Origin of the sequence: Acidithiobacillus ferriphilus, assembly GCF_028215975.1 — a bacterium.
Lineage (GTDB): Bacteria > Pseudomonadota > Gammaproteobacteria > Acidithiobacillales > Acidithiobacillaceae > Acidithiobacillus > Acidithiobacillus ferriphilus.
The window spans coordinates 1,881,647-1,907,933 of record NZ_CP116458.1; the positions used below are offsets into that span (position 1 = coordinate 1,881,647).

At 49.3% G+C, this 26,287-nt stretch carries 19 protein-coding genes, 1 tRNA gene and 1 pseudogene; 4 read left to right on the forward strand and 17 right to left on the reverse strand.

Going from position 1 to position 26,287, the window contains the following annotated elements; genetic code table 11:
- Positions 1–6: 6 nt before the first annotated feature.
- The 3 genes from PJU76_RS09440 to PJU76_RS09450 all read left to right on the forward strand — a co-directional run bounded on the left by PJU76_RS09440 (position 7) and on the right by PJU76_RS09450 (position 3,989).
- The gene (locus tag PJU76_RS09440) at positions 7–711 is read left to right on the forward strand and encodes a GntR family transcriptional regulator (protein ID WP_271779325.1); all 705 of its coding nucleotides are present in this window, start codon (positions 7–9) and stop codon (positions 709–711) included.
- A gap of 169 nt (positions 712–880) precedes the next feature.
- Entirely contained in the window at positions 881–2,539 is a 1,659-nt protein-coding gene (locus PJU76_RS09445) for a purine-cytosine permease family protein (protein ID WP_271779326.1), read from the forward strand.
- Positions 2,540–2,825: 286 nt separating this feature from the next.
- Positions 2,826–3,989: an outer membrane beta-barrel protein gene (locus tag PJU76_RS09450; RefSeq protein WP_271779327.1), complete on the forward strand. Its 1,164-nt coding sequence runs from the start codon at positions 2,826–2,828 to the stop codon at positions 3,987–3,989.
- Positions 3,990–4,694: 705 nt separating this feature from the next.
- On the opposite strand, the gene PJU76_RS09455 is transcribed toward PJU76_RS09450, so the two are convergent.
- From PJU76_RS09455 to purU, 12 genes and pseudogenes are all read right to left on the reverse strand, one after another.
- Positions 4,695–6,380, reverse strand: coding sequence for a bifunctional protein-serine/threonine kinase/phosphatase (locus PJU76_RS09455; RefSeq protein WP_271779328.1), 1,686 nt, complete (start codon positions 6,378–6,380; stop codon positions 4,695–4,697).
- A gap of 102 nt (positions 6,381–6,482) precedes the next feature.
- On the reverse strand, positions 6,483–6,992 hold the full coding sequence (locus tag PJU76_RS13625) for a GNAT family N-acetyltransferase (RefSeq protein ID WP_334212481.1): 510 nt from the start codon (positions 6,990–6,992) through the stop codon (positions 6,483–6,485).
- Positions 6,990–7,835, reverse strand: a pseudogene (gene folD, locus PJU76_RS13630) (bifunctional methylenetetrahydrofolate dehydrogenase/methenyltetrahydrofolate cyclohydrolase FolD); the annotation flags it as partial. The pseudogene folD and the gene PJU76_RS13625, both read right to left, overlap by 3 nt.
- A gap of 55 nt (positions 7,836–7,890) precedes the next feature.
- A complete protein-coding gene (locus PJU76_RS09465) occupies positions 7,891–9,258 on the reverse strand; it encodes an FMN-binding glutamate synthase family protein (protein ID WP_271779330.1) in 1,368 nt (455 codons plus the stop codon).
- Between the two features lie 10 nt (positions 9,259–9,268).
- Positions 9,269–9,967: a GltB/FmdC/FwdC-like GXGXG domain-containing protein gene (locus PJU76_RS09470; protein WP_065413207.1), complete on the reverse strand. Its 699-nt coding sequence runs from the start codon at positions 9,965–9,967 to the stop codon at positions 9,269–9,271.
- The gene (locus PJU76_RS09475; RefSeq protein ID WP_271779331.1) at positions 9,955–10,863 is read right to left on the reverse strand and encodes a class II glutamine amidotransferase domain-containing protein; all 909 of its coding nucleotides are present in this window, start codon (positions 10,861–10,863) and stop codon (positions 9,955–9,957) included. Before PJU76_RS09475 ends, PJU76_RS09470 begins: the two co-directional genes overlap by 13 nt.
- Before the next feature lie 50 nt (positions 10,864–10,913).
- Positions 10,914–12,242 carry a type III glutamate--ammonia ligase gene (gene glnT / locus PJU76_RS09480; RefSeq protein ID WP_215867347.1) on the reverse strand — a complete coding sequence of 443 codons (1,329 nt, stop codon included), beginning with the start codon at positions 12,240–12,242 and terminating at the stop codon, positions 10,914–10,916.
- Positions 12,243–12,287: 45 nt separating this feature from the next.
- Positions 12,288–12,902 (reverse strand): hypothetical protein, encoded by a 615-nt coding sequence (locus PJU76_RS09485; RefSeq protein ID WP_271779332.1) that lies wholly within the window; start codon positions 12,900–12,902, stop codon positions 12,288–12,290.
- Positions 12,893–15,811, reverse strand: coding sequence for a 2Fe-2S iron-sulfur cluster-binding protein (locus tag PJU76_RS09490; protein WP_271779333.1), 2,919 nt, complete (start codon positions 15,809–15,811; stop codon positions 12,893–12,895). Before PJU76_RS09490 ends, PJU76_RS09485 begins: the two co-directional genes overlap by 10 nt.
- Positions 15,805–16,074 carry a sarcosine oxidase subunit delta gene (locus tag PJU76_RS09495; protein WP_271779334.1) on the reverse strand — a complete coding sequence of 90 codons (270 nt, stop codon included), beginning with the start codon at positions 16,072–16,074 and terminating at the stop codon, positions 15,805–15,807. The genes PJU76_RS09490 and PJU76_RS09495 overlap by 7 nt, the downstream gene beginning before the upstream one ends.
- A gap of 19 nt (positions 16,075–16,093) precedes the next feature.
- Positions 16,094–17,335, reverse strand: coding sequence for an FAD-dependent oxidoreductase (locus PJU76_RS09500; protein WP_215894171.1), 1,242 nt, complete (start codon positions 17,333–17,335; stop codon positions 16,094–16,096).
- 21 nt (positions 17,336–17,356) lie between these two features.
- A complete protein-coding gene (gene purU / locus PJU76_RS09505) occupies positions 17,357–18,217 on the reverse strand; it encodes a formyltetrahydrofolate deformylase (protein ID WP_215894172.1) in 861 nt (286 codons plus the stop codon).
- 123 nt (positions 18,218–18,340) lie between these two features.
- Here purU and PJU76_RS09510 point away from each other — a divergent pair, with 123 nt between their 5' ends.
- Entirely contained in the window at positions 18,341–18,940 is a 600-nt protein-coding gene (locus PJU76_RS09510) for a helix-turn-helix domain-containing protein (protein WP_271779335.1), read from the forward strand.
- Between the two features lie 87 nt (positions 18,941–19,027).
- Here PJU76_RS09510 and PJU76_RS09515 read toward each other — a convergent pair whose 3' ends face one another.
- The 5 genes from PJU76_RS09515 to dnaG form a co-directional block, all read right to left on the reverse strand.
- The gene (locus PJU76_RS09515) at positions 19,028–20,443 is read right to left on the reverse strand and encodes an APC family permease (protein ID WP_271779336.1); all 1,416 of its coding nucleotides are present in this window, start codon (positions 20,441–20,443) and stop codon (positions 19,028–19,030) included.
- Positions 20,444–21,169: 726 nt separating this feature from the next.
- Positions 21,170–22,312 (reverse strand): tyrosine-type recombinase/integrase, encoded by a 1,143-nt coding sequence (locus tag PJU76_RS09520; protein ID WP_271779337.1) that lies wholly within the window; start codon positions 22,310–22,312, stop codon positions 21,170–21,172.
- A gap of 96 nt (positions 22,313–22,408) precedes the next feature.
- Positions 22,409–22,485 (reverse strand) — tRNA-Ile (locus tag PJU76_RS09525).
- Positions 22,486–22,541: 56 nt separating this feature from the next.
- The gene (gene rpoD / locus PJU76_RS09530; protein ID WP_372443937.1) at positions 22,542–24,410 is read right to left on the reverse strand and encodes an RNA polymerase sigma factor RpoD; all 1,869 of its coding nucleotides are present in this window, start codon (positions 24,408–24,410) and stop codon (positions 22,542–22,544) included.
- 134 nt (positions 24,411–24,544) lie between these two features.
- On the reverse strand, positions 24,545–26,287 hold the full coding sequence (dnaG, locus tag PJU76_RS09535; RefSeq protein ID WP_271779338.1) for a DNA primase: 1,743 nt from the start codon (positions 26,285–26,287) through the stop codon (positions 24,545–24,547).

A 26,287-nucleotide genomic window follows, 5' to 3' on the forward strand; every position in this document is an offset into this window, starting at 1 on the left:
GACGCTATGCATAACTACGCCACAGAAAGCGACGCACTGGTCCCGCTGAACCGTGCGGAGGACACCTACCGACGGTTAAAAGAGGATCTGTTCAATTTCCGCCTGCTGCCGGGCGATCATTTCAGCGAAAACGAGATTGCCGCACGCATGGAGGTGAGCCGCACTCCGGTACGTGAAGCGCTCTTCCGGCTACAGCGTGAAGGATACGTAAGCGTCTTGCCCCGAATGGGTTGGCAGGTACGACCACTGGACTTCGAGAAATTCGATCAAATCTACGAAGTGCGAATCCTTCTGGAAGAATCTTCCCTACAGCGCCTGTCGCGTAAGGACAAGGTGTCAAGTATCGGAGCTTTAATGCAGACCTGGTGTTGTCCGCCGGATTTGCGGGAAAGCAATGCGAAGACCGTCTGGATGCTGGATGAGGATTTCCATGCCGGGTTGGTGGCGGCAGGGGAGAATCCAGAAATGTGGCGTATTCATCACGACGTCATGGAACGGTTGCGCATTATTCGCCGACTGGACTTCACCAAGCCACAAAGAGTCTCCGCGACCTATGAAGAACATGCCGCGATTCTCGAACAAATCCATCGCGGCCGCATTGGTGAAGCGCAGCGACTCCTGAGATCGCACATCGATGCTAGTCGCCTTGAAGTGCGCAAGATCACCCTAAGCATGCTTTACGAAGCTCGCCTCGAAAAAAGTAACACCTGATGGACGTGAACAATAGGTAAAAGTGCGGGATATAAATCACATTTTTACACCTGCGAAAAATCAAGGAACTGAGATGAAACATAATACATAAATTTCAATGAGCCAATATACCAGTCTTGTGGCTAGTCGTGGTCAACCGGATGAACAGCGACATTTAAGGAGAAACATCATGGTTACAGAAGTAAGAAGGGGCGCTGAAAAAAGGGCTAAGCGACTATTTAGCGGGTTTGTAAATAACCCGGTTCTTGAAGATTATTCGTTACGTTACGCACCTTCTGGATTTCGCAAGTGGTCAGAATACGGAGTCGCGATGGCGGCGCTGGGTAGTATTGCCTATATGGCAGATCTTGCCATTGGTGGTTCGCTGGCCATCCAGTATGGCTTTACCAATGCTTTTTTGGGCATTTTGACAGCTGCGATTATTATAATTCTAACAGGCATCCCAATAGCCTACTATTCATCAAAATATAATGTTGATGTTGACCTTCTGACGCGCGGTGCAGGCTTCGGGTATCTTGGGTCAACGATAACATCCGTGATATATGCCTCGTTTACTTTTATATTCTTCGCGCTTGAGGGATCCGTGATGTCCCAGGCGTTTACGCTTTTCTTTGGTATACCCATCGCCATATCCTATATTATTTCCTCACTGATTATTATACCTTTGGTGGTATTCGGCATGACGGCGCTGTCAGTAGTTCAAAAATGGACAAATCCGATTTGGATCAGTCTATTCATTATCCCTATCGCAGCAATACTGATCAAAGATCCTCAGACTGTCGCTACGTGGATTCATTTCGGTGGCAAGTCTCCTAGCGGCGCAGGGTTCGACCCATTGCTTTGGGGAAGCGCCGCCGGAATTGCCCTTTCACTTATCGCGCAAATCGGCGAGCAAGCAGATTATCTTCGTTTTATGCCGACGATTAAACCAGCAAAGAAGTGGAAGTGGTGGTTTGCCGTCCTAGCCGCTGGTCCTGGTTGGGTCGTTCTTGGTGCCACGAAGCAGCTTATGGGCTCTTTTCTGTCATCTATTGCCGCAACACACGGAACCCCCCTTGCCAAGGCCAATGAACCAATTCATATGTATATTACAGGTTTTGGATATGCATTCCCGGCAGCAGCACTGATTCTCGCCGCTATTTTTATCTTTATGTCACAAATCAAAATCAATGTGACTAACGCTTACTCCGGATCACTTTCGTGGTCTAACTTTTTCTCGCGCCTGACCCATCGCCATCCTGGACGAGTGATCTACATTTTCCTCAACGTAGGTATAGCCCTCGCCTTGATGGAAGGCAATATGTTCTCGGTTCTGGGTACCATCCTCGGATTTTATTCAAACGTTGCTGTCGCCTGGATTGGAGCCATCGTTGCAGACTTGGTGATTAACAAACCTCTTCTTAAGTTGAGCCCATCTTATATTGAGTTCAAGAGAGCCCATCTCTACAACTTTAATCCTGTAGGTTTCGGTGCGATGGTCATTGCCTCTATTGTGTCGGTGGCTGCTTTCTTCGGGGCATTCGGTCCCTGGGGTGAGTCATTCAGTGCTTTTATTGCCTTATTTCTTGCGTTTACGCTTTCGCCGATAATAGCCATCCTGACGAAGGGAAAATACTACATTGCGAGAGATCCGCACTATCACGCGGGTACACATCACGATGTACTCAATTGCGTGAGCTGTGGTTTCGAATATGAAAAAGAAGATATGGCATGTTGTCCTGCACATGACGGTCCAATATGTTCCCTATGTTGCTCCCTGGATAAGGAATGTCATGACATGTGTAAAGACGTTGGAACATTAAAAAATATTCCTGTGAAGTGTGTTTGATATTACCTCTATTAAATGGGTGTACTGCGGCATTGATTCCCGTTGATAAATTGCCACTATGGGATTTTATAAGGAGGATAAAGTACATAAATAAGGTCACATAATTGACATGCAAAGTCTAACATTGTTCATGAAGCTGAAAAAACCAGGACCATCCGAATAGATACCGGTCATCGGCACACCATGAATGCTTACTGATAGCGTAATATCTGGCATTTCTGCCGGTTATTTTTATATTGAATCAAAAAGTTACATTTTCTCTGAAATTAAATATAGGAGCCTTAACATGTCAAAAAGAACAAAATCTATTGCTTTCGTATTTGGCTTGCTATCCGGGCTTTCCGGATTAGCATACGCAGATGGTTTCTCCATTCCACCACCGCTCAAATTTAATGCCGGTCCCCTAGGAGAGCTTGACGTCCAGGGTGTTGCTTCTGCTATGGGTTTTGCACAGACCAACCCTGCTGGCACAGGCCTCAACGGTAAAAATTTTGGTGCCGGGATAACCAACGGTTTGATATCCATCAGTAAGCCTACCGGCCTTATACAGTTTTATCTGACTGCCGGTGCCTACAATTTTCCGAACCTTGGGCAACCCTTCCATTCCGCAAGCACTGCCTTACAAGACTTTACCGCACTCCCGTCTGCCTATCTGACCATTGCGCCATTGAGTAATTTTTCTGTTAGCATCGGACAGCTTCCCACACTGATTGGTTATACTGGAACACTTGATTATAACCGCATGAATATAGAGGGCGGATTTCCGTGGACTATTCAACCGTCATTTAGTCGCGGCATCCAGATCAACTATTCCTATGGGCCGGTATCTGCATCGGTTTCTTGGAATGACGGATATTTTTCTAATCGTTATAACGTAATATCGGGCTTGCTGACCTATACGATCAACCCGGAAAACTCAGTTTCCCTCTACGCAGATGGAAATACAGGGCATACAGGCACGGTCAATGATGTGAGCACTTTACGCTTCTCCAAGAATGGTTATGTAGATAGCTCACTGGTATACGACAATAGTAATATTTATGGTCTTTACTACACTTACAGCGGTTCGAATTTTACCATAACTCCGGAAGTGCAGTACATGTACACTCCGATCAATCGGGCTTTTGGTACGACTCAAAGTTCCAACAATATCAGCGCCATGATCCACGCAGACTATTATCTCACCAAGAACTGGTCTATCGCAGCTGGTGTCGACTATGAACGCGCAAATTCAACCGGTGAGGGTACGGCGGCGACGGGCGGATATTTTGGTTACGGTGCAGGCTCCAGCGCTTTCGGAGTGATGATCACACCAACTTATGCAGATAACGGGTATTTTATTCGGGATGAACTCTCTTATGTTCACCTTACCAACTATTCCTCTGGTTTCGGCACTGGTAATAGGCCTGATCAGTTAAGAGATATTCTAGAAACCGGGTTTTGGTTCTGATCGGAGACGAGTAGTATAAGTAGCTGACCCCAGAATAGCGGGGTCGGCTTTGGTTTAAGCGCGTTCAGCACCGGAACGCAATACCTGCAGATTCACCTGCACAAATGTTGCGTTCTGCAATAATTTAGGGGCCATGTTCCCCGCGCACTATTTGAGGTCGATACGGCGAGTTTGCCCAATGGGTCTTTCACCTGCTATCACTGGATGTCCGCTTCCAGTCTGCTGCCGACCACCAGGGCTCAACGGCAGCATGGTAGCGTCGTAACCAATCATTCGCTATTAGGCGTGAATAAAGATCAACGCCTCCAGCATCTAATCATGCCTGCGCAAATAAAGAACATACCATTTGCGCAATGCCACTAGGTTCCAGATAGTCTCAACCACACCAAATGGCCACGTTCCTGCAAGAAAGCCGTACGCAGCCGAACCAAGGCACGAAACAGAAAAGGCTAAAGTAAACCAGGATTATCTTGCTTCCAGAGCATAAAATAGCATCATCAGGGTTACGACCGATGTTTCATAAAGTGTCAGCATAAATTCTGCGTCAGAATATTCTCATGATGCCGGTGCACACTCCAATTTAATTCAGCCAAACTGCCGAGACGTTTACTTGGCGCCACTAACGAAAGCCACCCTCCACTTGAACGTTGGACCTGTGCAGAAAAAACATCAGCCAATCGGTTAACGTATTAATGCGTCTTGAATTCATCTTTCAAAAAACAGGAAAAATATCACCATAAGAAATATAAAAGAAATAATTCTCCACCGATTTACTTGACTAATTTTCATGATAAGCGGTAATTTTGTTTTGGTATCTCTCCATTCACGAGATAGGTCAATATATTTATCTATCTCATAAGCAACTTCCAAAGTATCAGAAAACCTTTCATCAGGATTGCGTGAAAGCATTTTCCTTACAATTCCATCTAGCCATGCTGGAATATTAATATATCGCTCAAGACTCTTATATCCATCAATCCCAAACGGACTTTTACCACCAGAAAACATATAATATAAAGTAACTCCAAATGAATATACATCAGATCTCGAATCTGCGAGATTGCCACCCACTAACTCAGGTGCAGAATAAGCTGGCGTTCCTAGATCAACATCAAATTCGCTACCAATCTGTCCGGGGATACGAGCGAATCCAAAATCCATTATTCTAACATCATTATCATTTACAATCATAATATTATCTGGCTTAACATCTCTGTGTATAATCCCATGGCGATGTAACTCATATAGCCCATATGACACCTTTTTGGTAATTAAAAGGCTTTCAGAAAATGATAACTTATTTTCACGAATGGCTTTTTCTAGCGTGCTCCCGTTATAGTATGGTGCCATCAAATAAATCTGACTCGGTGAAGCAATAAAGTTTTCTATGACCTCAGCAAGCCACGGGCTCGATACAACAGAAGAAACCCATTTTTCGCGAGCAATTGTATTTAAAATGCTCTTATTCCGTAACGTCCTATGGTTTGGAAATTTCATGACATATTTTTTGCCAGGGGAGCTGACAGGTTCTACAAGAAATATTTTGTTATAATACCCATCGTGAATCAGATTAAGAATAGCAAACCCGTCTACCAAATCACCAGGGTGTGGGCATTTTCCTATTGGCAGGTGATCAATCTGGCTCTCGTAAAACATATAACTTTTTTTGGGTATCTCCAGGCATTGCAAAATCCCAATAGAAATATCATCCTTAGAACCATTAAGTCGTGCACAATTAACCAAATCGTCAATTGTAGACGAGCCCAGAAAATGAGCATTTACTAGAGATTTCCTTAGCTGGTTGTGCGTAACGAACCTATGCAGACCATCAGAACATACAATAATCTTATCGTTATCTGAAATAGTAATCTTGTTCATTTCACCGATAAATTCTGACTCAAGACCAATAGCTCGCGTTATGTACTGACCATATAGAGCCGAAACCACATGGTCGGAAGTTATCTGTTGAAGTTGATTATCATTTAACAAGTAACACCGGACATCGCCGGCATGAAATATATAACATTCCCAAGCACGAATAATGACCACACAAAAGGAGGCTGCCATGCCTTCAAGGGCTCGATCAATTTTCGCCATGGATACTAGCCATTTATTAATAGAATCAAAAATATGACCTACATTTTTCTCTGGAGGTAAGCTCTCTTTACTACTAAAATAACCATCCGCAAAACACCTAGAGAATAGCTCCGCGGCAACCCTCCCCCCTTTCCCACCACTAAGCCCATCAGCTATTATAAGCACGCTTCCGTGAGTGTTAAGTTGTTTCAACTCCCCAACATGGAAACAGACGTAGTCTTCATTAACTTCCTTATCACCCGTAAAGCTCGAAATCAAGACAGAGTAACTCTCTGGGCTCTCAGAACTGGGCACGAAAAAGTCTTCACAATAGCCATGTCTAGACTTTTTAGCGCTGGAATTTGCCATTTCTATGGTTTAATCACGATTAAATAGACACCCGATAAATAACACAGCTTAAAGTTCCTTCGAAAAATGTAGCGACCTTATATGAAATCCTGAATTCTGATAGAATCTATGAGCATTTATCCTCGCGAATCCTGAATCCAGATGAAGCTGTTTACAGGATAGGCGTTTAGCCTCTTCTTGTAACCACGTAATAAGGTGGCTTGCGTGTCCTCTATTACGACTCATTTCGTCAGTTATAAGATCATCAATATACAGCGCTTTCCCCCAAGAAAGTGTTTCTAATATCCTAAATCCTGCACAGGCGACTACCTTACCGTCTTTCTTTATACAAGCTATTTTATAGTTATCACTCTTCATTTGTCGCAAGATTTGTTCAGTAAAGGATTTTCGTGTGAGAGCTGGGCGCAATTGTCGGTACACCTCATAACATTCTTTTACCTCGTTCTCTGTTCCTGCAATAATTACGGTTGGCATATCAAACTTGACTAAGTAATTTGGATAATCCTTACACCTGATTTTGTTGCTCCACTTTGTAACCTCCAAGTTATTAATAGACATTCTCAATTCGGCCGCTTTTATCGTGTTTTCAATGAGCATTGTTACAGTCATTGGCCCCACTCCTCCAGGCACTGGAGTGATCCATGAGGCTTTATGTTTCACATTGTCAAAATCCACATCACCTGTTATTGATCCATCTGGCATCCTATTAATGCCTACGTCAATCACGACAACATCATTTTTCACCATATCAGCAGTTATTAATCCGGGCTTTCCTGCAGCAACAATGAGAATATCTGCCAGTCTTGTATAGAGTGATAAATCATTTGTTTTTATGTGGCATATGCTCACAGTGGCATCTTTCTGGAGCAACATCAACGCCATAGGTTTTCCCACAATGTTGCTAGCACCAACAATAACAACATTTTTACCTGAGACTTCAATTTTCGCGGTTTCCAGCAATAATTGGACGCCATAAGGGGTGCAAGGTGGAAATATCGTACCACCTACTACCAAACCCCCAACATTGTACAAATGGAATCCATCCACATCTTTACTTGCCGAGATGCAACCTATGATATTTCGCACGTTTACATGCTCAGGCAACGGAAGCTGAACTAAGATACCATCTATTTCATTGGAAGCATTTAGCTCTTCTATCAACTCAACCAACTCATGCTCTGATACGGTCTTTGGAAAAAGAAAAACTTTTGACATGACTCCGCACTCATCGCAGGCTTTCGATTTGTTTCTGACGTATACCTTTGACGCGGGGTCATTTCCGACTAATATAACGGCCAAACCTGGTGCACGGCCATTATTCTTTATGCGTAATGACCTTTCAAATAAACTTGCACGGATTTCTTTTGAAAGCGTGCGCCCATCAAGCATTCTGGCAGACATTTTGTGCTTCCTTTTTAATATCCAAGGAACCGAGTAATAATCGCTTGCCACGTTCCTATTTCATTCCCTTTCCTGGTATCCATTCGGTTCCGGCCAAAGGAATATTAGCCATTGCTGCCGCTTCTATGGTTAGCGCCACTAAGTCCTCCCTTTCGAGGTGATGGACATTATTTTTTCCGCATGCCCTGGCAATAGTCGTAAGCTCCATGTTCAAGGTTTTTAAGTAGTTCGTTAGACGTTTCGCCCCTATCTCCGGGCGAAGTCGCTGTTCGAGAAGCTCATCCTGAGTGGTGATGCCTACGGGACACTGGCCGGTATGGCAATGATGGCAGCAACCAGATTCTGTTCCAATCTTCAAATAATCCTGCGCTGCGGAAATATGCTGCCCGCCAGAATCTATCCAGCTCTCACTATTGCAGCCCAATGCCATAAGCACACCTTGACCAATTGATACCGCATCTGCCCCCATCGCTAAGGCCTTCGCAACGTCCGCCCCCGTTCTGATTCCCCCAGAGATGATTAACTGCACGGTCCCTTTCATATTCATGTCTTCGAGGGCATCCACTGCTTGTCGCAGAGCTGCAAGAGTTGGTATACCTATGTGCTCGATAAAGCAGGTTTGAGTTGCGGCAGTCCCCCCCTGCATGCCATCTACCACAATCACATCCGCGCCCGCGTGTACGGCAAGCTTTACGTCATGAAACGTGCGTGTGGCTCCGACTTTGACATAAATCGGCTTCTCCCAATCCGTGATTTCTCGCAATTCATGAATTTTGATGGTCAGGTCATCCGGTCCAGTCCAGTCAGGATGCCGCGAGGCGGAACGCTGGTCGACACCCGCCGGCAATGTTCTCATTTGTGCGACACGCGGGTTCACCTTTTGCCCCAGGAGCATGCCGCCCCCCCCCGGTTTGGCACCTTGTCCGATAACGACCTCAATAGCATCTGCCCTACGTAAATCATCCGGGTTGAAACCATAGCGCGAAGGCAGGCATTGATAGACTAAGACTTTTGATGAATCTCGTTCCTCTGATGTCATGCCGCCATCTCCCGTGGTGGTCGAAGTGCCCACCTCGGTTGCCGCCCGGCCCAATGCTTCTTTCACATTCGCTGAGAGTGCACCAAAACTCATTCCGGCCACGGTAATTGGTATCTCTAATTCCACAGGTCTAGAGGCAAATCGAGTACCTAGAATGGTTTTTGTTGCACACTTTTCTCGATATCCCTCCAAGGGATAGCGGGTCATGGATGCTCCGAGAAAGACTAGGTCGTCGAAGTGGGGAACCTTACGTTTAGCACCCAGTCCGCGGATCTCATAGAGACCATGCGCCGCAGCACGTTGGATATAATCCAGCGTGCTTCGATCATACCCCCAGGATTCCTCTTTGGAGATTCTTTTATCGCCGTTATGACTTTCGTTCATGATGTACTCCTCAGTATTCCTGGTTAGCATCGGCGTTCCAGTGGTACAAGCTTCGGGCTGAAGCGATGCGTTTAAAATCGCTTGGCCGGTGTGTGCTATAACTTGTCCCTGCCTGATTCAATAAAGATTCGAGCGCTTGATGATCGTCGACCGTCATATCCTCTACGCGCGCATCGGCACCTAAAGATTTGATATGCCCTTTCACGTACACTACGGCTTCATAGAGAGAGTCGCCCAACGCATCCCCCGCATTCCCACAGATCACTATGCGACCGGCCTGGGCCATAAACGCTGAGAAACTGCCTACTGATCCTCCCACCACGATATCACCGCCTTTCAACGAAATTCCACAGCGCAGACCCGCGTCACCATCGACAATGAGAAGCCCACCATGAGCTGATGCACCTGCGGAGTTGGAGGCGAAACCGCGGACATGTACCCGACCACTCATCATATTTTCGGCGACACCCGTACCCGCATTGCCATTGACCAAGACGGAGGCATGCTGATTCATTCCTGCAGCGTAGTATCCCACATGCCCACGAATCTCCACCTCACAATTTACGTTTAGGCCAGCGGCAATATTATGAGCGCCATCGGGATTTTCAATGGTGATTTTAGGCGCCGTGCCATCCGCAATTTGGTGATGAAGGAATTTATTGATCTCCCGCACTGAAGTGGCCTGCAGATCAAATTTTATATTTTCCATACATACATCTCCTCTGGGGCTGGCTCAAAGATATGCGCATTCTGTATATCCGGCAGGTGGGCCAATGATCGAAATTCTGAAGCGATCGCCACATAATCATCCGTCTCTGCCACAACAGCAGGCTTGCAAGCAAAGGGATCGCGGATCAAGGCGAGCTGATTTGCCGTGCCCATGAGAAAAGTAAAGAATCCATCCAACTCGGTGAAACTTTTTTGTATAGCTTCTTCCAGAGTGTCCCCTTCACGCAGTCGCCATTCCAAAAATCGGCATGCCGCTTCCGTATCATTATCAGTATCGAAGTGAATACCATGGGATTCCAGCATCCGACGGATGCCATATGGATTAGACAGAGACCCATTGTGCACCAGACAAAAGTCCTCTCCTGCGGTGAAAGGATGAGCACGATCTGGTGTAACGGCAGACTCTGTAGCCATACGTGTATGGCCAACCAAGTGGCTACCCTGTAGCAGGCCTAGACGGTAGCGACTGACCACTGCTGCTGGACTCCCAACATCCTTAAATAAATCAATGCTACTACCGGTGGATAAGATATGAACTGCTGGATAATGTTCATGGATCCAATGCTTAACCGGCTCAGGATTCCCTACAAATGTCAGTATGGCATGGTTGTCATAGTGCTGAATGGTGGATGAAATACCCAGGGTTTCGTCGGCATGATGTCGCATGCCGGTCCAGTTAAAATCAGCTCCCTCTGTCGTCAATCCGGAGTACAAGCTTATTTTAAGTTGGCCTACAGGAAGTGACTTGGAGAAGATCGCAAGACCCGCAGAATCCGGGCCACGCTCGGTCATACCGATCAGCATAGGCACCATCCACTCACCTAGATGGACACGTAGTGGCTCTTTCTTTATGAGTAATCCGATAATGCCGCACATGATAGTGTTCCCCTTACAAAGTATCCGATGAATGATTTACAAGCATAAACTCAGAAGAATTCCAGATAACTGGAGAGCTCCCAGTCGGAGACATGGCGCATATACTCCACCCATTCCATATGCTTTAGGGTTAAAAACTCTCCCGACACAGAGCCAAGGGCAGACAGCAGAATTTCATCTGCCTCAAGCGCCAACAGAGCCTCATGCAAGTTTTGCGGCAAAATGCTGACACCCTCTCTTTTGAGATCTTCGGGTGACCACTCATATAAATTAGCGTTCTTGGGCTCCCCCGGATCCAGGGCACGATCAATGCCGTCGATACCAGCGGCGATTACAGCTGCCGTGGCGAGGTAGGCGTTGCAAGCACCATCGGGCAAGCGGAGTTCCAAGCGCCCACCAGGAATGCGCACCATCGAGGACCGATTGTTATCTCCATAACTGATGTAGGCTGGTGCCCATGTCGCACCGGTGAGTGAGCGCCCCACTACCAAACGCTTGTAAGAATTCACCGTGGGCGCGCAGATCGCTGCCAATGCTGGTGCGTGCGCCAGTACGCCCCCTAAAAAATGATATGCCATGGGGGAGAGATGAAGCCCCCGGGGATCGCTGGCCTCGGCGAAGAGATTTCTTTCTCCATCCCCGATAGACATATGCATGTGCATACCATTTCCGGGCCGATTCGCAAAAGGTTTGGGCATGAATGAGCAGATCAGACCCATTTCATGCGCAATTTCCGCAGCGGCCATTTTAAAAAAAGTAAACTGGTCGCAAGAAGTAAGGCAGTCGGTAAAGGTGTAATTGACTTCGAACTGTCCATTCGCATCTTCGTGATCAATTTGATATACGTCAATACCACTGGCGATCATGCTGTCCACCAGTTTCTCAAGGAATGCTCGGGAGCGAGATAACCCTTTGTAGTCATAACAGGGTTTTGGCAGCGCATCGCTGGGATCACAAGGTGAAATCACACCATCTGGGCCACGACGCAGCAAAGAAAACTCCGGCTCCAGCCCGGTGTAGAAGGTAAGCCCTCGCTCACTTAATCGTGCGATCTGTTTTTTTAAAGCCACTCGGGTGTCATTGGGCCACGGCTTTCCATGCACATGCCCATCACAGACGATGCGTGCGTAACCCGGCTGCCAAGGTACCAGCGAAAGCGTCGAGAGGTCTCCAACCGCCATAAAATCTGGTCCATGCGGCGCGATGCCTAAACCCCACACCGCAAATCCCGCAAATCCAGCACCATTGCCGAGGATCGTCTCGAAATGTTTCACGGGTACCGATTTGGTTTTTGCGGTGCCGTGAATATCAACGAACTGCGCTAGCACATATTTGATCTGATTTTCCGAGAGAAATTTTCGTGCAGCTTCAATATTCATGTGCTGTAACCCTCCGTCGTATTGATAAAGTTCTTTCTGGCCGGTTTACTGATATACCGAATTTCTGGCAAGGCAAATCTGACAGCCACCCAGTTCGTTACCGATACCCAGTAAGGTGTTCCATAAGTAAAATCCATAGGTATTATCTGCCCACACCCGAAAATTAGGCCGGCCTTGATCCTGTTTAGGTAAGATAATCACACTCACGCCGATCATTGATGTGAGAACAATGGGTTGGGCAGTCAAATTCAGGGCCTCAAAGTGCATGCTACAAACCTGCCTGAGTAGATTTTCCACTTGAGCCCCCCCGAACTCGAATGCACAATCCTGGCGTAAAACGGGGTAAACCGACGCTTCTCGCGGAAGACTTTTCATCTTGTTGACAACGTCTGCTGTACTTTCGATCAGAAATTCTGAATCACCCAAACGTAAAATCGCAGATTCCCCTGTCATCACCCAACTGTTAGGGCTAGCGGGCACAATTAAATCCTGTGCCCCCAGCCACTCGGCCGCTCCACGCCCTTTGCAACCAAAGCGCGGTTGCAGGGAGAGGTCGGCGATCCAGATCGCTGCATCCTGGTCAATCGTGGACAGGGCACTCCCTGCCGAGGTGATATCGGCGGTATGGATGGGGCTCCATCTGTCAGCATCTACGCGCATATTGTCTCCTTCTGGCGCATTTGACCGGGATCGTAGAATGGTAATGATGTTATCTGTGCAGTGACGAAATCACCGTTGGTCAGACGGATTTCGAAAGAGGTCGCAGACGACGCCAACTCTGGAGTAACCAAAGCCAAACCGATGTGGGCGTTGATTGTCTGACTATAGGCGATGCTGGTTACTCGTCCGGCAATTTCTCCGGCAAGGATGATCAGGTGGCACTCCTGCGGGGGAGATCCCGTGTATTCCTGCGGTATTTGAAATCCAACCAATTGCTGCCGCAGGGGGTTTTTCGAGAAAATATGCAGGCTGCGTTTACCGACGAAGAAGGGCTTTTCCATTTTGATCGCCCATCCGAGGCCTGCCTCATAGGGATTCGTGAGACCATCGGTATCCTGTCCGATAATCACATGTCCCTTTTCTAAGCGCAGGACGCGTTGTGCTTCCACACCGAAGGGTCGAATGTTGAAAGGGCGTCCTGCATCCAGGATCGCATCCCAAAGGGATATTCCATATTCAGCGGGAATATGAATTTCGTAGCCCCATTCCCCAACAAAACCCACACGCATTAGACGCGCCGGGATGCCGGCCACCCTCCCTTCCCGAATTGCCAGATACGGAAAAGACGCGCCAGAAAGATCTATCGCTGTAAGTTGTTGCAGGACTTCTCGCGATTTTGGGCCAGCAAGATTCATGGCAGAGAATGCGCCGGTATGGTTAACGATGCCACAATTTAATCGCCACATCGTATTGAGACGGCTCAACTCCCGATAAATCTGGGCTGCTCCCGAGGTCGTCGTGGTAAAGTAAAAGTGATCCTCAGCCAACCGCGCAATTACACCATCATCAATGACCACTCCCGCCTCATCACACATGACGGCATAGCGCGTCATACCTGCTTTCAAATTGGCGTATTTTGAAACGTAGACACGCTCCAACAGTTCCACTGCCTGCGGCCCGAATACTTCGAGTTTCCCTAATGTGCCAACATCTATCAGGCCTACAGAGTCTCGGACTGCTGCCACTTCCTCTTGAATACATGCACTGCGATTGCGATCAGTCCGTGCGTAATACTCAGGACGCAGCCACTCGCCCGCGCGCATAAAAAATGCGTTGAGCGCGACGTGGCGGGGATGCATAGGGGTCCGGCGTTCCGGATGAAACCCACGTCCAGCCAAATGAGATAATGGTACTGGATGAAAAAATGGACGGGCGGTAGTCGTACCTACAGCGTCTGGGCGCTGCCCTGTCAACCGCCCCAAAATACGCAGGGCATTCATATTAGAATGTTTACCCTGGCTGGGGCCCATTCCATTCGTTGTGAAACGCTTCAAGAGCTCAATATTGTCAAAACCTTCCTGCACGGCATTCTCGAAATCCTTGAGCTGCAGATCTTCGTCAAAATCCACAAAGTTTTTGCCTTGCGGATGGGAAACTATGGGCCAGGAAAAATTTGGGCACACCGTCTCGGAAGAGATGTTCACCTCTAAGGCTTTTCCAAATCCCAGGTAAGCTGCTGCAGCACTGCCGGCGCGCTGGCCATCCCGTAATCGGACATCCGGGTTATAGATACCATTTACCCGACCACAGGCGAAGATGCCGGGAGCCAGCCCATCTGGAACAAATTGCTCCAGCGCATCCGTATAACGCATCTGAGTGCTGGCTTGATAGAGAAGATTGGCAGCAGGGGCCCAACCCACACTCATAATGATTCCGTCACACTGAATTTCACGGACGGTGGCCGGATCTGCCTTACCATCCGAGAATGATGCAACACGGGCCACACCCACAACATGATCCTTCTTAGCTGGTAGCGCCTCGTAGACACAGCAACCGGAGTATAACGGAACCCCATGATTGGTAATTGATTTTGAAAAATGATTTTGTGCTGCCCCCTCTGAGCGCATATCGACCATTGCGGCGATTTCAACGCCGTGGGCTTTAAGATCCAATGCCAGCCGATAGCCATCATCGTTGGCAAGCAACACGACGGCCCTCTGTGCAGGTCGCACCGCGAAGCGATACATCAGGCGCTGAGCCGCAGATCCCAGCATGACTCCCGGGAGATCATTATTCCTGAACACAGCAGGCTGCTCAAAAGCACCGGTTGCAAACACCACAGACTTCGCCCGCAACTTGGTCATTTTGCATTCAGATACCAGTGCCAACCAGTGATCTGCGTAATAACCGGCCACCGTCGTACTCGCAAGAACGCGAATCAGCGGGTGTGCTTCGACCTTCTCTAAAAGCTGCTTTGTGGCATGCCACAAACTATTATCTCCACCCCGTTGATAATGCCCGCTCCCACCACATTGCGGGTTCTCATCAATGAGCAGTGTGTCGGCACCTTGCTCTGCAGCCGCCAGGGCGGCCGCAAGCCCAGATGGACCTGCGCCGATAACCGCTACCGAACAAAAATCGTAGTCTTTGGGAGTAAATATCCGGGGTGTTTCAAGGTCGACCTTCCCCAGGCCCGTTATGTTGCGGAACAACCGCTCCCAATGCGGGAAAAGTTTCTTACTGTGGAACGCTTTATAATAAAATCCGACCGGCAACAGCGACGAAAGATGATTGAATATTTTGCTTTGGTCTTTTTCAAGCCCCCCCGTCGTATTCACCGCGTTTACCTGCATTTTGGATGCAAGCGCTGTGACATCCGCACGGAGATTCAAGTGTTGATCCCATTGCACCATCACATTGACGTCATGATTCGCCAGCGACAATATGCCGCGTGGCCGGTGATATTTGAAGCTGCGCCCCAGAAGTCTTTGACCAGATGCCCAGAGCGCACTGGTAATGGTATCTCCCTCAAAACCACAGAACGACTTGCCTTCAAATTTGAAGGCAGCCGACTTATCGCGATCAATCCACTCTCCTTCCACAGGAGGAAGTCGATAAGGTTTCAACATCTGCCGTCCTCCCCATACAAGAAAGTCCGAACCGTCTGATCAGTCACCGTATTGCGCTCAGCAATAAACCAGGTATTACTCGGTATATGGCACCACCATTCTTTTTTGATCCCAGCGACACCGTTTCGATTGAACACATAGTCCGCCCATTCCTGATCTGTGCATGTATCAGGATCAGGATCAGGGGTATCCCGGACTTCTCCCCAATAGAAAAATTCGGAAACAGGGCGTAATCCCTGAATAGGACAAGCGATCATCTTCATAATGCGATCTCCATATTGCCTAATGCCCTACTGATGCCGCGCCTTTTTCACCCGTCAATGCATAAGAGCGGAAGCGATCAAGGGAAAATTCGGTAATGAGCGGGTGTATAGAATCAGATGCTACTGTGTGCGCCATGGTTTTCCCCGCTACAGGGGTTGCCTTGAACCCCCAGGTACCCCAACCAGCGTCCAGATAAAACCCCTCTACAGGGGTTTTCCCCATAATAGGGGCAAAATCTGGTGTCATATCCGCTATTCCAGCCCATTGTCGTACAATCTTTACGTGAGAGAGAAACGGGAAAAGCTCTAGAATATGGGCGGAAAGGCCTTCAGTGAAATCCAGCGTAGATCGGGTTGAGTGCAGCTCATATGGATCCAGAGAAGCGCCCAGTACGAGTTCTCCACGAGCCGATTGGCTGATGTAGACATGCAAGCTGCCAGAAACAATGATGGGATTTAACCACGGTTTCGTTGGCTCACTCACCATCGCCTGCAAGGGATGGATGTAGATTGGGCTCTGCAGATCTACCATATTCAGTAGGCGCGGTGTGGAGCCCGCTACAGCACACAATACTTTCTCCGTATGGATGAATCCGCGTGAAGTCTGGACCCCATGGACCTTCCCCGAAGTTACTGAAATTCCGGTGACTTCTGTCTTTTGGTGTATTTCCACACCGCGCCGGTCAGCGCCCCGCCCGTAACCCCAAGCTACCGCATCATGCCGGGCAATGGCTCCGGGTGCGTGGTACAGTGCGCCGAGGACAGGCGCATGGCCTCCACAGGACATATCCATCATGGGCAATTCGCGCTGGATAAATTCCGGACCGACCAACTCGGACTCTACCCCGTAATGCTTATTGACTTCGGCGCGCCAACGCATAGTACGCAGAGCGGAATCCGTATGCGCCAGGGTGTAGTGGCCGCGTTTGGAGTAGAAAAGATTCAAATCAAAATCTTCGGAGAGGTCTTCCCAAAGCTTGACCGATGCATCGTAAAAACGCACCCCCTCCGGGGTGATGTAATTTGATCTTATAATCGTGGTATTACGTCCGGTATTTCCACCGCCGATATATCCCTTTTCCAGGACGCAGACATTGTTGATACCGTGATCGCGGGCGAGGTAATAGGCAGCCGCTAAGCCATGACCACCAGCACCGATAATCACCACGTCATATGAATCTTTGAGTTCGGCATGCGTCTTGAACATCCGACCTTCGGGATGCTCCGGGGACAGCGCAAATCGCATTAAACGCCAGGGCATGTTGTCATTCCTCTCTGAACATTATCGAAATACCACGGTCTTCGATCCATTAAGCACGACTCGATCTTCTAAGTGATATCGCAGCCCGCGGGCAAGTACCGACTTTTCGACATCGCGGCCAGAGCGCACCAACTCTGAAGGTCCATTGGAGTGGTCTATACGAATAACATCCTGTTCTATGATCGGCCCCTGATCCAGTTCAGATGTGACATAATGACAAGTGGCGCCGACGAGTTTAACCCCCTTATCGTAGGCCTGGTGGTAAGGCTTTGCCCCAACAAATCCAGGTAGAAAGCTGTGGTGAATATTGATTATTTGTCCCGGATACAGTTCACACATCTCTGGATTAAGCACCTGCATATACCTTGCCAGGACCAATACATCGCCTTGGGCTGTGTCGAAAAGATCGGCGACTTTCTGAAAGGCTATATGCTTCTGTTTTGGGTCAACTGGAACATGATGGAAGGGGATGTCGTGCCATTCCACAAATGACCGGAAAGTATCGTGGTTAGAGATAACGCAGGGGATGTCAATGTTCAGCTCACCAGTCCGCCATCTGCCTAGCAAGTCGTAGAGACAGTGGCCCAAGTTGGAAACCATAATGACAACGCGCTTTTTTATGCGGCTGTCGGATATTTTCCAATCCATTTCAAACTCCTGCGCAATTTCTTGGAACTGCTCACGAAACACATGAACATCAAAAGGGAGCGAATGGGCCACAATCTGATGCCGCATGAAGAATCGGCGTAGGTCTGGGTCCGCATAATGACTGGCTTCGATGATCCAACCACCATTACTCGCTATGAAGTCCGATACACGAGCAACGATACCCACTTGGTCTGGGCAAGATACTGTCAATGTAAAAAAATCAATATCAGGCATGGCATCAACCCAAAAACTCTTTCAGTAGGTAAAATATAACATGCGCGTTTCTCTGTGTGCAAGTTTTTTTCTCGTAGTGAATTTTCTTGCAATTCTCCAGGCGGCGATGTACAAATATTAATCATGGATAATACAGATTCGAACCACGGCCTCGAACGATATATTGGCAACACCATACGTGAGCTCAGAAACAAACAAGACCTCACGATCTCAGATGTGTCTGACCTAACAGGAATCAGTAGGGGCATGCTCTCTAAAATAGAAAACGCCCAAACTGCAATGAGTCTGGATACCCTGTCGCGACTTAGCAGAGCTCTCGGCGTTTCGCTTTCCACACTTTTTCGCAACTATGATGTCCCCGATGGGGGAGCACAGATGGTTAGGCAAGGTGAAGGCATGGAAGTGGTCCGTCGAGGCACCAAGCGCGGCCATACATATCATCTCCTTGCATATGATCAGGGGCCAAACAAACAATTTGAGCCTTTTTTAATAACGATGAACGACGAATCTGAGGTCTTCCCAACTTTTGAGCATCCGGGCACTGAGTTCATCCACATCTTGGATGGTGTGATAGAGTATCGTCACGGTCAAAAGACTTATGTACTAAAGAAGGGGGATTCACTTACCTTTCGCGGTGATATTCCACACGGCCCAGAAAATCTGATAAAACTACCAATAAGCTTCTTATCTATTATAATTTATAATACAAGCATTACCAATTAAAAATATTTGTTTCTATTCCAGACAATAACTGCGCGACAACGTTAATTGATGTTATCGCGCAAATTTGTTATAATTTAAAAATTAAAATCATTTCCTTCCTATGATTGCCCCCTCATTCCCTTCGAGATCAAGTTCCACTCGATCAAGTATAGTCGGAGAGAAAAGCTTAAGGCGTACCAGTATAGCTACACCAAAGAGTAAATATGCAATAAATATATAAGGTAATAAATTAAATGGGTAGGCCGGGACTGGGTACACGCTACCAAAGAAAGCGGCCACCATCAGGCCAGCACCTGTTATGCCAAAAAATACTGACGTAACCGATCCCAATCTTTTTTTGGCGAGATATATCGGGGCAGAAATACTGATTAAAAGATAGACAAATATAAACCCAAATGTCGCCACCGTTCCGGTAATATCATACGTATTCATAGATCCATGACCAATCAGAGCTATTGGTCCAATTACAGCAAGAATGGAACTAATAGTCACCGCGATATGGGGCGTTTGATGTGTAGTATGCACCAACCCCATGGATCTATGCACAAATTGATATCTGCCCATGGAAAATAGCAAGCGTGATCCAGCATTTATAGATGCCAAAACACAAGCAAACAGGCTCAATGATGCAATGGCATAAACAGGCGCTGACAAGGCCGTAAGGTTAAGATAACCTAAAAGCGTTTCGAGCGGCGCCGAGTCATTACCAAATGCAGTAGCATTTCCCTTGTAGGCGGTAATCATTGCAAAGGCCATTATCGTAAAGAATGCCCCGGCAAATAACATGCTACCCATTACGGCACGCGGAATGTTTTTCGTGGGGTCTCTAGTCTCTTTGCCGAGAGTTACAGAGCTCTCAAACCCGACGAAGGAAAAAATTGCCAGAACCACGCCTCCAAACATCCCTTTTACAGAAGCGCCTGATATTCCAGCCTGGGTGTAAACAACAGATGGAGAGTAGTCCTTTCCAACTACAGTAAAGACTAAAACTGTTATTACAGCAACAGATATTGCTTCAATTATTAGGCTGATTCGCGACGAAAGTTTGATGTCTCTATATGCTAGATACCATGCCAAAAAGCCAAAAATAATGTAGCTTATTATGGGGGGTATGCTCACACCAAATGGTGCTAGCGTATTGTTGACAAAGATCGCGAGACCCGCCAACAGCGCCATTGCAGTTCCTATGTAGGCGAGTATCAGCGCCCACCCTGTAAGTCCGCCCATCATTGGACCCAGCGATCGAGAGATGAAGATGAAGAATGAACCAGCTGCGGAAAATCTACTTGCCAAGGTAGACATGTTAAGCCCAACTATAATAAGGGCGATTGTCGCCGCTACATATACCAACCATGTACCTTGTCCAGCAAGGGCCACTACAGCCCCCATATTCAGTGCTGGGGTTAATGTTGGAGATATATTAGCAAGGGATTGACCAACTGCCTCCATAAAACCCAGACTTGATCCTTTGAGTGATTGCGTTGACTCGAGATTTGTTACCATGCCATTTCCTCCGGATAGACATAGTTTCCGTGCAGGAAACATGCCATATTGCGAGTTATCGGCATCTTATTGAATAATTTGCTTATTTATTTTGTGGAGCCACCAAACAATGCTGGGTGTTGCCCCAATTTGGGGCGTAATGGAATCTGACGCACTATGATTGCGCACAGCGAACGACCGCTTCCAGGCTGAAAGAGCCATTGGCCGATGCTGATAAGATTTTACGGTGGCCTGAGCGTATCGCCGACATGCCTGACTCTCGGGATCAATTTGATCCCGAGAGTCCTCCCCATGCGACGTATACAAGACTGCTCGTGATACCCATCGCTCCAGAGCACGCCAGTCAACAAAGGCCATCTGTGAAATCCCTGCCGGAAGCCGCCAATCACTTCCGTTTACTCTGGCGGCGTGCATACTTTCCTAGTTCCAACACACGTCCATGTCCACTTTCACCTTGCTCTAGTCCAACTACTGCGTCGCCGAACTGTGCGACCAATTCGACATCGGCCCTTCGACAGTAATAACGCCGCCTCAACGAAACACGCCGTGCCGAAAGCCAACGGGACCAGGGCGCCTTTCCGCGGCACATACTGTCTCGGAAGGCCATGGCCGATTTGCGTACCATTGCTGCGGCCTCTTCCGAGGTCAACAGTAATTTTTCTTCTGCTCCATCGCAACCGCCTCCTTGTAATGATCCATATCCACAAGGATGACGATACAGAAAATTCATCGCGGGTCGCGTCCTATAAAAGGCACAATATTGCTCTTATTTCGTAGACTTTGCGTTTTTGGCTGGCTTGTATCGATTGCAGAGGATGCCCTCTGTCGACCCGCTGACTGGCACGCGTCCAGATCCTGCACCAACTCTTCGCTGCGCAAGTGGGTATACCGGCCCATCATCTGGGCAGATTTGTGCCCTGTGATCTGCCGTGTCTTGGTATCGGACAGCCCCATTTCCACGAGTCGACTGGTGGCCTCATGGCGCAGGTCATGGAAATGCAGACCTTGAATACCAGCGCGCTCAAGGGCTGTTTTCCAGACTTTGTTCATCGTGTACGGGCGCCGAATACCATCCCGACCTGGATTTCCCGGAAAAACCAGGTTGGTACCTTTCCGAGGATAGGTGTCAATCGCCTCGCGAAAAATCTCGGTGGCACGCACAGTCAGCGGAGCGCCCCGCGTGTCCCCATTTTTGGTATCCCGAAAAATAACGATACGCCGGGTAAGATCCACATCACGCAGCTCTACTGAGAGGATTTCATCAACGCGTGCTGCGGTTTCCAAAGCAAGTTCGGTGGCCCAAGCCAGAATGGGGTTGCTGTGGGCACGCACACTCTTGAGAAGGCATGCCGCCTCATCTCCCTGCAGACGGCGGTCCCGTGAATTTCCTTTGGGTTTGCGTACGAGCAATACGGGATTCGCTGGCAGACTGATGCCCCACTCACGGATGGCCACGGTAAAAAGGTGGGATAGAAGAGCGAGTTCCAGACGCACCGTGTTGCCAGCACGACCCTCGGCCAGGCGATCATCCCGGTAGCGTCCAATGATCTCTTGATTCAACGCAGCCAAGGCATATTTACCCAAGCGTGCCCGCAGTGCTTTTGCACTCGTATGGTCACGCCGCTGGGAGTCACCCGCTTTCTTGGTCGGGGTAATCTCGCGCAGATAGCGATCCAGCGCCATGTCCAACGAGAGTTTCTGAGACGGCGCTCGCTGAATATAAACCCCCCGCACCATTTCATCTTCAGCCTGACGGGACCAGTCTTCGGCATCCCGTTTGGTCCGGAACGTTTTCGCAGCCGTCGGCCAACCCTGCTTGCGAATCACCGCTTTCCAGGTTCCCGCCGGGTTTTTGACTATCGTGGCCATAACACAAATCTCCTCCGTCCAGATTCAGCACTGTACCGAATCTGTACCTGAGGAGCAGAGGATTGTCAACAGCAAATATATAACTTATTGTTTAATTGGTGGGCCCGCACGGACTCGAACCGTGGACCAAGGGATTATGAGTCCCCTGCTCTAACCAACTGAGCTACAGGCCCTAAAGAAAGGCGTGGAACGCGCCGATATCCACGCCGGTATACAACAGAAGCATACATCAAGACGGGATCGTCACCTCACCGTCCACAAAACTGCGCAACCGCTCCGATCGGGAGGGGTGACGCAGTTTACGCAGTGCCTTGGCTTCAATTTGGCGGATACGCTCACGAGTAACGTCAAACTGCTTGCCAACTTCCTCTAGCGTATGGTCGGTATTCATCCCGATACCAAAACGCATACGCAGTACCTTGGCCTCCCGCGCCGTCAAACCATTATCGAGCAGCTCCTCGACCACCTCGCGAATCGCCGCATTAACGGCAGAATCCGCTGGCGCAGTCACGTTTCGATCTTCAATGAAATCACCCAGATGCGAGTCTTCATCATCACCTATGGGTGTCTCCATAGAGATGGGTTCTTTAGCGATTTTCAATACCTTGCGAATTTTATCCTCAGGCATCTCCATTCGCTCTGCCAACTCTTCAGGCGTCGGCTCGCGTCCCATTTCCTGAAGCATCTGCCGACTGATCCGATTGAGTTTGTTGATGGTTTCGATCATATGTACCGGAATACGAATGGTCCTCGCCTGATCCGCAATGCTCCGCGTAATGGCCTGCCGTATCCACCAAGTCGCGTAAGTCGAGAATTTGTAACCACGCCGATATTCAAACTTGTCCACGGCTTTCATCAAGCCGATATTCCCTTCCTGAATCAAATCGAGAAACTGCAAACCACGATTGGTATACTTCTTGGCAATAGAGATCACCAGACGCAGGTTGGCCTCGACCATTTCCTTCTTGGCACGCCGCGCTTTAGCCTCACCAATAGACATCAATCGGCTGGCCTCTTTAATCTCAACAACCGGCAAGCCTGCACGTTTCTCAATGTTCGCCAGTCGCTTCATGATCGACACGATATCGTCACGAAACTCGATCAAGCGAGCACTGTAAGAAAATCCACCGGAAATTTGCTGATCAACCCAGCCAACATCACTTTCGTGACCAGGATAACTGCGTACAAAATCCTTACGCGGGAAACGTGCACGTTCAATGCACAGTTCCATCAGCTCCCGTTCGCATTGACGCACTTCTTCGGTCAACCCGCGCAGCGCATCGGTCATGACATCGATCTGACGAACGTTGAGCTTGATTTCCAGGAAGCGCTCCGCAAGCTCACGACGCTGCCGTTGGTAGGCTTCCCCATGCATTTCCCCATCGGCATAGCTGACGAGTAACATGGTGTAAGCAGCGCGAATAACTGCAAAACGTTCCAACGCTTCTTCGAGTTGTGGGCCTTTATCTACTTCGACATCACCGCCTTCAGATTCTTCGTCGTCGTCCTCAACCTCAATCTCGTCGCCGCCCACCAGTACGGCATCCTCGTCCGCGCCAACCGCTTCCGCATCCAGCGCATTGGGATCGATAAAGGCGTCGACCACTTCATCCAGGCGTATCTCACCGCGCTCCACCCGATCGGCCGCGTCCAGCAAAAGAGAGATGGTCGTCGGACAAGTCGATACCGCCCGCAGCACCTGCATCAAGCCGTCTTCAATACGCCGGGCAATCTCGATTTCACCCTCACGGGTAAGCAGTTCGACGCTGCCCATCTCGCGCATGTACATGCGCACCGGGTCACTGGTCCGCCCGATATCCGCCTCGACCACAGCCAGGGCTTCTTCAGCGGCCTCTTCCGCTTCCTGGGCGGCGACCACGGAACCACCTTCCCCATCCAGCAGGGTCTCGCCATCGGGGGCTTCTTCGAAGACCTCAATACCCATGTCATTGATCATGGAGATGACATTTTCCATTTGCTCGGGGTCGAAGACCTCTTCGGGCAAATGATCATTGATCTCGCGATAGGTCAGGTAGCCTTGCTCTTTACCGCGCGCGATAAGCCGCTTCAGCTCAGACCGCTGAGATTCGTTATCCACTGCACTCTCACCGTCTCTCATAACCACCCTGCACTCGCGGAAAGCCGCGCATTATATAAGAAAAACTATACGCCTGGAAAGGTCTCATCGTCACAGACCTGCATCCTCAGCCTTTTCCTGCAGTTATATCTGGCTCAAACATCCTTCCGCCTGCCGCGCCGGGACAAGCGTACCATCTCTGCTCGCTCCTGCTCGGAAAGTGCGCTCAAACCACCCTGATCCGCTGCCCGGCTGATAAAGTGGCTGCGCGCTGCGGCAAGACGCTGATTGACCCGCGCCACACAGCCCGCAATTTCAAGCTGCGTCGATGCACCATCGTCTACACCGCCAGCATCAGTCATCACCAATGCATAGCATACTTCCGCATGTTCCGATGCCGATAATCTCGCGAACAATTCGTGAGAACTTAGATGGGTCATGTTGGCCAAAATATCAAGTGCCCCCGCCAGATTTTTTACCGTAGGCTCGCTGTCGAAGAGAAACGGCAGCAAATCGCGGTCCAGCGTCTGCCAAGCCGGGTCCTCCGGGTGATGCAGCAAAAGTCGCAACGCAGTTTTGTAAAGGGATGGCCCTTGAGTCGCGTTGAGCGAGGGTTTGCGTACCACGCGCGACGCCGCCCGCCGGGTAACCGGGGCTAATCCGCAAAGATCCTGCACCCGTTGCTCATAGACCTCACGCAGGATCGGATCGCTCACCCGCTTCAGAAAATCGCGCGCTGCATGCAGGAAAAGAGCCTTCTCGTCTTCTGCTGCAAGATTGTGTCGGTGTTGCAGATCTTCCAAAAAGAAATCAATGGCCGGACGTGCGCCCGGAAGTAGTGATTCAAACGCCGCGGCCCCGTGCTGACGCACCAGTGAGTCGGGGTCCTCCCCATCGGGCATGAACAAAACTCGCAGCAGACGCCCCTCACGCAGATGCTCCGGTGCCATCTGCACCGCGCGCCGGGCGGCATTACGCCCGGCATTATCACCGTCAAAACAAAGCAGCACCTCGGCCGCCGCCCGGAAGAGCATCTCTAACTGGCTATCACCCAGGGCAGTCCCACTGGCGGCGACGGCATAGTCAACGCCCACCTGGTGCAATGTAATGACATCCAGATATCCTTCCACCAGCAGAACTCGCCCAGCACGACGCACGCCTTCCTTCGCCTGATGCAGACCATAAAGCACCCGGCCCTTGTGGTAGAGGGCACTTTCCGGCGAATTAAGATATTTGGGTTCGTGGCCGTCAAGACTACGCCCTCCCAGCCCCACCATTTGTCCGCGCCCATCGCGGATCGGAAAAATCACTCGACCGCGAAAACGGTCATAAACCGAGCCATCGTCGCGACTGCTGACCAACCCCGCCCCCAGTAACTGCCGCCGCGATGACGCATCATTGCCAAGTCTTTGGCTCAGAAACCGGGCCGCTGGTGGTGCATAACCCAGCTCAAAGCGCGCGATAGTGTCGGCATCCAACCCTCTTCCACGCAAATATTCCTGAGCTGGTAGATGTTCTGCGACCATGGACTGGTACAGGGCGACGGCTTTTTCGAGGATGGCACGCAGTGGCCGGAGGTCTTCCTGTTCACCGGTGGGACTGTCTTCAGGCAGGGCAATGCCCGCCTCCTCGGCCAGTGTCGTCACCGCTTCAGGGAAAGAGAGCCGGTCGTGGGCCATCAAAAATCCTATGGCATTTCCATGCGCGTGGCAGCCAAAACAGTAATAAATCTGCTTATCCGCGCTGACGGAAAATGAGGGGCTTTTTTCCTGATGAAACGGACAGCAGGCCCAGAAATCCTTGCCCTTTTTCTTCAGCGGCACACGGCTGTCGATAAGGCGCACCAGATCGCTGTGCTCCAGTACGGCATTGACAAATGTGGGAGGAAAGTTGGCCAT